The 8,501-nt window shown below is 50.1% G+C and carries 11 protein-coding genes and 1 pseudogene; 10 read left to right on the top strand and 2 right to left on the bottom strand.

Annotated elements, in window-relative coordinates; genetic code table 11:
• Positions 1-123: 123 nt before the first annotated feature.
• The 10 genes and pseudogenes from VB741_RS14025 to VB741_RS14070 form a co-directional block, all read left to right on the top strand.
• Positions 124-1,050, top strand: a pseudogene (locus tag VB741_RS14025) (type IIL restriction-modification enzyme MmeI); the annotation flags it as partial.
• An 88-nt stretch (positions 1,051-1,138) separates the two neighbouring features.
• Positions 1,139-1,747, top strand: a complete 609-nt coding sequence (locus tag VB741_RS14030; RefSeq protein WP_323365807.1) for a Uma2 family endonuclease — start codon at positions 1,139-1,141, stop codon at positions 1,745-1,747.
• Positions 1,748-1,760: 13 nt separating this feature from the next.
• Complete coding sequence (locus tag VB741_RS14035; protein ID WP_323365808.1) at positions 1,761-3,851, top strand: DEAD/DEAH box helicase; 2,091 nt, start codon at positions 1,761-1,763, stop codon at positions 3,849-3,851.
• Between the two features lie 84 nt (positions 3,852-3,935).
• Entirely contained in the window at positions 3,936-4,196 is a 261-nt protein-coding gene (locus VB741_RS14040; RefSeq protein ID WP_323365809.1) for a hypothetical protein, read from the top strand.
• Between the two features lie 53 nt (positions 4,197-4,249).
• A complete protein-coding gene (locus VB741_RS14045) occupies positions 4,250-4,570 on the top strand; it encodes a hypothetical protein (RefSeq protein WP_323365810.1) in 321 nt (106 codons plus the stop codon).
• Positions 4,571-4,636: 66 nt separating this feature from the next.
• Positions 4,637-4,999, top strand: coding sequence for a helix-turn-helix domain-containing protein (locus VB741_RS14050; RefSeq protein ID WP_323365811.1), 363 nt, complete (start codon positions 4,637-4,639; stop codon positions 4,997-4,999).
• Positions 4,989-5,594: an IS630 family transposase gene (locus VB741_RS14055; RefSeq protein WP_323365817.1), complete on the top strand. Its 606-nt coding sequence runs from the start codon at positions 4,989-4,991 to the stop codon at positions 5,592-5,594. Before VB741_RS14050 ends, VB741_RS14055 begins: the two co-directional genes overlap by 11 nt.
• Positions 5,595-5,683: 89 nt before the next feature.
• The gene (locus VB741_RS14060; protein WP_323365812.1) at positions 5,684-5,824 is read left to right on the top strand and encodes a hypothetical protein; all 141 of its coding nucleotides are present in this window, start codon (positions 5,684-5,686) and stop codon (positions 5,822-5,824) included.
• Positions 5,825-6,025: 201 nt separating this feature from the next.
• Positions 6,026-6,709 (top strand): DUF6629 family protein, encoded by a 684-nt coding sequence (locus VB741_RS14065; RefSeq protein ID WP_323365813.1) that lies wholly within the window; start codon positions 6,026-6,028, stop codon positions 6,707-6,709.
• A 572-nt stretch (positions 6,710-7,281) separates the two neighbouring features.
• Positions 7,282-7,527: a hypothetical protein gene (locus VB741_RS14070; protein WP_323365814.1), complete on the top strand. Its 246-nt coding sequence runs from the start codon at positions 7,282-7,284 to the stop codon at positions 7,525-7,527.
• Between the two features lie 144 nt (positions 7,528-7,671).
• Here the strand turns inward: VB741_RS14070 and VB741_RS14075 are convergent, their stop codons facing one another.
• Together VB741_RS14075 and VB741_RS14080 are read right to left on the bottom strand one after the other, a co-directional pair.
• The gene (locus VB741_RS14075; RefSeq protein ID WP_323365815.1) at positions 7,672-8,061 is read right to left on the bottom strand and encodes a hypothetical protein; all 390 of its coding nucleotides are present in this window, start codon (positions 8,059-8,061) and stop codon (positions 7,672-7,674) included.
• Positions 8,062-8,139: 78 nt separating this feature from the next.
• A partial coding sequence (locus VB741_RS14080) for a hypothetical protein (protein WP_323365816.1) occupies positions 8,140-8,501 on the bottom strand: 362 nt, incomplete at its 5' end.

Below are 8,501 nucleotides of genomic sequence, written 5' to 3' on the forward strand. Positions count from 1 at the left end.
TGGCGTTGAAACCTATGAGCAAAAGTATCGTGAGCGGATGCTGAACCAATTACAGCGAAAAGCCCAATCATTAGGCTTTGACCTCGTTCCCAAACCTGACGTTGCTGGGTGTGTTTCTTAGGAGTTAATGCTTATTTAGTCGCTGGGACTAATGTTAAGCTTTCAAAGCAAGCAGCGCCTTTAGCCAAAATAGCCGAAATGCTACGGGGGAATATGCCCTATGACGGTGGCAACTTGCTGCTTTCCAAAGATGAGGTCAATACACTTGGCTTGAGCAAAGAACAACGTGAAAGATTTATTCGACGAATTTATGGATCAGCGGAATTTATTCGGGGGCTGTCTCGCTATTGCCTGTGGATTGAGGATGCCGATTTGGATCAAGCATTAACGATTGAACCAATCCGACATCGAATTGAAGGGGTGCGTGCAATGCGACTGGCAAGCCGCGACAAAAGTGCGAATGATATGGCTGCGCGTTCCCATCAAATGCGTGAGATGAATATTGGCAGGGTACAAACTATCTCTATGCCCTGCGTTTCATCTGAAAGTCGGGATTATCTCCCAGTCGGATTAATCGATGCTCATTCCACAGTAACCAACCTTGCCTTCGCTCTCTATGATGCTCCCCTCTGGAACATGGCGCTGATCGCCTCGCGCCTACACCTCGTCTGGATCGCCACCGTCTGCGGCAAACTCAAAACCGACTTTCGCTACTCCAACACCCTCGGTTGGAACACCTTCCCCGTCCCCACCCTCACCGACCAAAACAAAACCGACCTCACCCGCTGCGCCGAAGACATCCTCCTCGCCCGCGAACACTACTTCCCCGCGACGATCGCCGAGATGTACGGCCCAAAACGCATGGACAGCGAGTTTCCGCTGGTGAGGGAAGCCCACGTTCGCAACGACGAAATCCTCGAACGCATCTACATCGGTCGCCGCTTCAAAAACGACACCGAACGCCTCGAAAAACTCTTCGAGCTATATACCAAAATGACAGCACAGCCAGCATCACTCAAAAAGTCTGCTACACGCAAAGGAGGCAAATGATGAGCAGCGCGATCGCTCTCTGACCCGCCAGATCCCCCACTAGATGTCCGATGTTAAAATTAGACCAGCTATTCGGAGAGTAGAATCAATGTTTGCAGTTCCGACTCAGTCACCTAAGTTAACCCCCGTTGAATATTTTGCTTGGGAAGAGCAGCAATTATGTCGTCACGAGTATATTAATGGTGAAGTCTACGCCATGAGCGGGGGAACCCGAAACCATAGTCGCATTGCCTTAAAATTCGGGGCCTTACTAGATAATCACTTATCTGATCGTAGCTGTGAGGTCTTTAACTCTGATTGTCGGGTGAAAATTGTCGAGACTGATGACTATACCTACCCCGATGCCAGTGTGAGCTGCGATCATCGAGATAAAACCACAGCGCAATATATTACCTATCCTTGTTTAATCGCTGAAGTTTTGTCCGAGAGCACAGAAGCTTATGACCGTGGCAACAAGTTCTTTCGCTATCGTCAGAATCCGCAATTACAAGATTATGTATTGGTCAGTTCCCAGGAAATTGCGATCGATCTTTATCGTAAAAACGAAAACGGACGATGGGAAATTATCAACTACCGGGCTGGAGATGTAATAGAGTTGCAATCCGTAAATTTGAGCTTCCCCATTGAGCAAGTGTATCGTGGAATCGACTTTTCGGAAGTTACCATCGAATCTAGCACCCCTGAACAATCATCCTAGCTGCCGAATATTGATGAATAACCCGATCGCCAAAGGCACGCTTTCAGCGAACGCCATTCCCGCCGTTTCAGTCACCTATGCCCAAGATGGAACCTCCACCCGTCCTAACGCTCTGGGAATGCGCCCGATGCAAGAACGCGCCTACCAAAAGCGCGGCGAACAATACCTGCTGATCAAATCGCCCCCCGCCTCCGGCAAAAGTCGGGCACTGATGTTCATTGCCCTGGACAAGCTAGAGAACCAGAAGCTCAAACAAGCCATTATCGTTGTCCCAGAAAAGGCGATCGGCTCCAGCTTCCACAACGAACCCCTCAGCAAGTATGGCTTTTGGGCAGATTGGCAAGTCGAACCCAAATGGAACCTCTGCGACGTACCAGGGGGAGACAACGGTGGCAAAGTGGATGCGGTCAAGAAATTCCTCGACAGCGATGCCAAGGTGCTGGTCTGCACCCATGCCACCTTCCGGTTTGCCGTGGACAAGTTTGGGGTAGAGGTGTTGGACGATCGCCTGATCGCCGTAGACGAGTTTCACCACGTTTCTGCTAACCCTGACAACAAGCTGGGCGATCACGTCCGCCAACTGATGACCCGCGACCAAACCCACATCATCGCCATGACCGGCTCCTACTTTCGCGGCGATGCCGAGGCCGTCCTCCACCCCGACGACGAATCCCGTTTTGAAACCGTCACCTACACCTACTATGAACAGCTCAACGGCTACCAATACCTGAAGCAGCTCGACATCGGCTACTACTTCTACGCCGGTCGCTACACCGACGAAATCATGCAGGTGCTCAACCCCAACGAAAAAACCATCCTGCACATTCCCAACGTCAACTCCCGCGAAAGCACCAAGGACAAGATCCGCAAAGTCGAGCACATCATCGAGGAACTGGGCGAATGGCAGGGGATCGATCCTCAAACAGGCTTTCAACTGGTCAAAACCGCCGAAGGTAAGATACTCAAGATCGCCGACCTGGTAGATGATGATCCAACCAAGCGGGATAAGGTCGCCAACGCCCTCAAAGACTCCGCCCACAAGCACGATCGCGTCGATATCATCATTGCCCTCGGCATGGCCAAGGAAGGCTTTGACTGGATCTGGTGCGAACATGCCCTCACCATTGGCTACCGTTCCAGCCTGACGGAAATTATCCAGATCATCGGTCGTGCCACCCGCGATGCCCCCGGCAAAACCCGCGCCCGCTTCACCAACCTGATTGCCGAACCCGATGCCAGCGAAGCTGCCGTCACCGAAGCCGTGAATGATACGCTCAAGGCGATCGCCGCCAGCCTGCTAATGGAACAGGTACTCGCACCGCGCTTCGAGTTCAAACCCAAGTGTGCCGATAATGAACCCACTCCGGGCTTTGACTACGGCGAAGGTGGCTACGATCCGAGCAAGTGCAACGTGGGCGTGAATCCCGAAACGGGTCAAATCCAACTCGAAATTAAGGGATTAGCCGAACCCAAGAGCCAGGAAGCCGAGCGCATCTGTCGCGAAGACTTGACCGAACTGGTGACCGCTCTTGTCCAAGACAAGCCCACGATCGAACGCGGCCTATTCGACGAGGAACTGGTACCCGAAGAACTGACCCAAGTTCGCATGGGCAAAATCGTCAAAGAAAAATTCCCCAATTTAGCCGAAGAAGATCAAGAAGCGGTGCGTCAACATGCGATCGCTGCCCTCAACCTCGTCCAACAAGCCAAGCACAGTGTCAACGAAGCCGGTGGGATCTACAACCCGAATCCCGATGCGATCAATCCCGGTATGACTAACCCCAGTGCCACCAATCCCGGTGCCACCAATCCCAATGATAACGGAGCGACGAAAAACACCGCCTTGATCGACGGCGTGCGGCAGTTTGCCCTATCGGTGACCGAACTCGACATGGATTTGATCGATCGCATCAACCCCTTTGGCGAAGCCTACGCCATCCTCGCTAAGTCCATGAGCGAAGAACGACTGCGACAAGTAGCAGAAGTGATTGCCGCCAAACGGATCACCCTGAGCGTGGAAGAATCGCGGGAACTAGCTAAACGGGCAAGTCGCTTTAAACAAGAGAAAAGTCGGCTGCCTGGGTGCATCTCACCTTTGAAGTAAGCATAAATACTTAAGGGGGAAGAAATGATTGACGTCGGTTATCTTATAAAGTGACCCCATTTGTGCTGAGGCCTTAGAACAATCATGGACACATCTAAAGCAGAGAAAATCAAAGCCCATGCCCGCGCTATTGCCGAATTACTTTACGAGGAGACGGACGCTGAAGCTTTGAAGACCTTGGAGGGGATTGAATTGGCGGTGCGCTCGCAACTGCTTCAGCAGGTTGGCCCGGAAATAGGGGAGTTTTTTGCCAAACAGCGAGTGGCACCCGAGCAGGTCGCAATCGAACCGTTAAAAGCATCCTCGGAGACCTCAAAATCACAGAAAAGCAAGCGCAAAAGCTAGCCGTCAAAGGTCAGACTCAACTCAGTCCTGTCTTAGAGAGATGTTGTTTATTGTTGAGTGCGAACGAATCCTATGAACGGGCGGCTCAAGACCTTGAGATGTTGCCAGGCCGGTCAGTGAGTCATAGCACTCAGCAGCGCTTAGTCCATCGTCAGGAGCTAGCGTTGATGGCGGCGTCAACGCCGGTAGAAGAGTTGAGTGTAGATGGTGGGAAAGTGCGGGTGCGGACACCCTTAGGACACCCCTGTGATTGGCGAGATTACAAAGCCATCCAGCTTCATGAACAATGTATTGGTGCAAGTTTTCGAGAGAATCAGTTACTGATTGATTGGGCGAATGAACAACCGCTAGCGGCGACACTGACTTGCTTATAGCGGTTCCTGCTCGAGTTGAATACAATATAAGGGATCTACTAAGCCTCTCTTATACAAAACCTGAGAATGAAGCCCCTTTCCGTTGACTTACGTCAGAGAATTATCAATATTTATACCGATGGAGGCATCTCTCAACGCCAATTAGCCAGCCGCTTCCAAGTCAGTTTGAGCTCGGTCCAACGTTTACTTAAGCGATGGCGCAAGGGTGAGGGAATAGAACCGAAAGGCCATGGTGGTGGCAACCCTCCGCTGCTAAATTCAGACCAACTTGGACGGGTCAAAACCCTGATTGACGCGAATAATGATGCCACATTGGAGGAACTCCAAGTCTTAGTGAACGACCAAGAGGAGGTCTGGGTGAGTCGTTCCACGATGGGACGCATTACCCAAACATTGGGAATCACCCGAAAAAAAAACACTGCAGGCTAGCGAACGTCATACAGATCGAGTCCAAACCTTAAGAATGGAGTACTGGCAAACCATGGGTGAGGTCAACCTTAAGGATTTAATTTTCCTGGATGAAGCGGGCTCCAATCTCGCCATGACTCGTCGATATGCCCGCTCGGAGAAAGGAAAACGAGCCTATAGTCAAGCACCGGGAAAGCGTGGCCAGAACGTGACCATGATTGGGGTCTTGAGTTGGGCAAAGGGCTTTATTGCTCCGATGACCTGGCAAGGTGGCACCGATGGCTTAGCGTTTCGAACCTACGTTGAAGAGGTCGTGGTGCCCACACTTTGGCAGGGAGCCTGTGTGGTAATGGACAATTTCAGTTCCCATCATGTTGAGGGCATTCGAGAGGCCATTGAAGCTGTTGGAGCCAAGTTGGTATACCTACCCCCCTACTCCCCTGATTTTTCGCCCATTGAAAACGGCTGGTCCAAGATCAAAGAATCACTCCGCTCTCAAGCAGCCCGCACCTATGATACGCTCAACGAGGCGATCGCCAACGCCATAGATGAGATTTGTCAAAACGATATTATCGGTTGGTTTACTCACTGTTGTTACTATGGTCAAAACAACTGAGAAACGCTATAAAATGAACCTTGCTGGATGTCTTTGGTCATGGAGAATATACCAACCTGATTGACATTTAAGGGGGGAGCTTTCCCAATGTGGAACTCATTGGTTTGAATATCTGTGAAACGGCTATGGGTGATGTGTCCCTAGACGATGGTCAAGAGATGCTTGGCTTTGGTGCCACGAAGCATCCATGCTACTGGGCACCGTTTATTCTTATTGGCAATGGCTTATAGAGCCGCTGGAATGCTAATTTTTTCAGGGATATCCGGAATATACCTTGCCCTGGATGGTTATGCTAAAGAACGTTGATGGATGATGGCCCTATGTCCTCAAAGTTACGCTGGATACTCCCGTTATTGACGTTGACCGCCCTGGGAGGTGTGGTTGACCCGATAGTGGCGCAAGACGCTTTGTAACCCTCCATCCCATCCACCATGTGTTTTTCAGCCATTGCTAGCTTTACAGCCGCAGCGCTACTCATACCCACTGGTTTGTATGCCTGCAAGTTTGCCTGGGATAGAGACATCCGATATTTACCACTTGCATTTATTCCCTGTGCCTTTGGCATCCAACAGGGATTTGAAGGGGTTGAATGGTTAGGACTGGCCCATCAACAAATAGACCTTATTCGCCCAGCAGCACTAGGGTTTCTATTTTTCTCCCACTGGTTTTGGTTGATTTGGATCGCCCTGGCTGTTTTTTTCCTAGAGCATCGAATCTGGGTTAAGCGAATGATGCTGGCCATTATGGTTCTAGGCTTTCTCTTTGGTAGTTCTCTCTACGAACCATTTTTATTCAAAGCAGGTAGCTTTTTACCAACAGTGGCCCATAGTTCTATTGATTACCAAACCCAGCTGATCTACGACCGTTGGTTTCCGCGTTACGTTTCACGATTCATCTATCTTCTGATTGTTGTTGGCCCATTCTGGTTAGCTCAATCAGTTCAGCTAAAGCTTTTTGGTAGCTTAGTTGCCCTCTCTCTGATTGGTACGTATCTGTTTTATAATTACGCCTTTGCTTCAGTGTGGTGTTTCTTTGCTGCTGTACTGTCCCTCTATATTGTCTATGTGGTTGATTCCTCAACAGCCTTAAGCACTAATAAACTTGGCAGCTCATGAGCTCATTATGGAGCTTTTCGGCGGTTGAACAACTCCATAAACGACAACTGAATCTATGCGGACATAGAAATATTGCTTAATTTAGTTTGTGATTGAATATTTCATATAGGCGGATCGTCAACTTTCTTAACCTATAAACCAGTTCTCAAGCAACCTAAATTCTTATGTTTTGAAGGGATTTTTCGAAGGCATCAGCATAAAGTGCCTAAACGGAGGCGCTCACGAGTCCTAACTGATTAATTGATCAGCATAGCTCTCAAAACTATTGACTTAATTAGACTTTAGCCCCTCTAAAAATCTAAACTTGCCTATCAAATTGCCCCTTGACTCAGTTGGAAGTTGTAGTTACTCTAAGCCTTAGGCTGTTCACGGCCTTACTACAGAGCCCATAATTTAGCGCCATCGGTAGGTGCTGGTAACACCTAACCGATGACTTCACCCCCACGTTGCGCAGACAACCTGGGAGCGCAGGTTTAATGTAACCTGTAGCCACCCCGGATTGCACCTATGCACGGGGTGGCTATTTTATGGTCTCTGGTTTCCTCCTCGTTGTTTATTGGAGATCAGAGTCCATGTTTATTGATCCTAACCAGGGCGCAGGTGTGCCCACAGATCAGCCTGCCAGCGTAACCTTACCCGACCATAACTATGAGGATGTGCGGTTACTGCTGCTGGGCAGCCTCATCGCGGTGCAAAATACCATTGCCTTACTGTTTAAGCTCAACTACGCCGAGCCTAACGACTGGAGCCGTCCGTTAGCCACGGGTCGGCCTAATGAAGTGATGGCGATTCTGACTAAGCGAGTCAGGGTGGATTAGACATACAAGGCCATGCTTATGGCATGGCCTTGTATGTTGAATAAAACCAGCCATTTACAAAACTATGAGAAGCGTTCAATCTCGGGCGAATGCCCCACAATCAATCCCTTCAGCGCCACCGCCCGAAGTTACATAGAACGTGACTTAACGTTCCACCTCTGACTCTGGGGGTTTCTGTATTCGTGGCTGCCGTCGCCCCTTTAGCTGGTTCAAAGCCTCCTGCACGGTTGCCTTTGCGTAGCGAGTCATCGTCGCTCTGAGCACCTCTTTGACATAGACCTGATGCTGCACATAAGGGCTTTGCAGCAATGTTATACAGGCATCCTTCGGCGATTTCCCAGACTTTAGCGCGGCCAAAGACACCTCATCATCCAACTTAATCGCGGACCATTCATTTTGAATGAACCGTTGATAAAGCTGAGTGTAGTCAATAGTCGGTTCACCGATCACCCGTCGCGCCAGCTCAAGGTAACTCTCTCGGGCTGCCTTGGCTGCTTCGGTGCGGGTGTCTGGAGGTTTAGGTAGATCGCTCACGATATGATTTAGAAAACAAGGTTATTGCAACAGGGTTAGAAAAAATCCACCGAATAGGATGGCTGATCACAAGAATCGTTAGCAAATCTCCTCAGGGAAATCGATTTCATACTCTTCCATGTCCCCTAGCTCACTCCCATCCATAACGACACCTTGCTCTAAATCTGGCGGAGACGGCAGCGGACTATCCACTGATAATCCACTGCCCCGAATGGCCTCAGCAATGGTCTGAAAGCCGGATTCCAGGATGCTCTCTAGCCGGTCGCCGGTAATAGCCGCTGAGCCTGGACGACCGGTGATGGGATTGGGCAGTTGGTAGCGATCGCACAAGTTATCAATCTGCTTCACTAACTGTTCCACACAGACACTGGCCACCGCCTGCACCTGCTCCTCACTCATCTCCTCCCGCTCCTCTTCCGCCAGCGGACGATAAAAGGCTG

The sequence above is a fragment of the Leptothoe sp. PORK10 BA2 genome, from assembly GCF_034932105.1.
In the GTDB taxonomy this organism is placed as follows: Bacteria; Cyanobacteriota; Cyanobacteriia; order Phormidesmidales; family Phormidesmidaceae; genus Leptothoe.

Excerpts from the sequence above, each read along its gene's own strand:
- VB741_RS14030 (WP_323365807.1), top strand. The coding sequence starts at position 1,139 with ATGTTTGCAGTTCCGACTCAGTCACCTAAGTTAACCCCCGTTGAATAT.
- VB741_RS14035 (WP_323365808.1), top strand. The coding sequence starts at position 1,761 with ATGAATAACCCGATCGCCAAAGGCACGCTTTCAGCGAACGCCATTCCC.
- VB741_RS14040 (WP_323365809.1), top strand. The coding sequence starts at position 3,936 with ATGGACACATCTAAAGCAGAGAAAATCAAAGCCCATGCCCGCGCTATT.
- VB741_RS14050 (WP_323365811.1), top strand. The coding sequence starts at position 4,637 with ATGAAGCCCCTTTCCGTTGACTTACGTCAGAGAATTATCAATATTTAT.
- VB741_RS14065 (WP_323365813.1), top strand. The coding sequence starts at position 6,026 with ATGTGTTTTTCAGCCATTGCTAGCTTTACAGCCGCAGCGCTACTCATA.
- VB741_RS14070 (WP_323365814.1), top strand. The coding sequence starts at position 7,282 with ATGTTTATTGATCCTAACCAGGGCGCAGGTGTGCCCACAGATCAGCCT.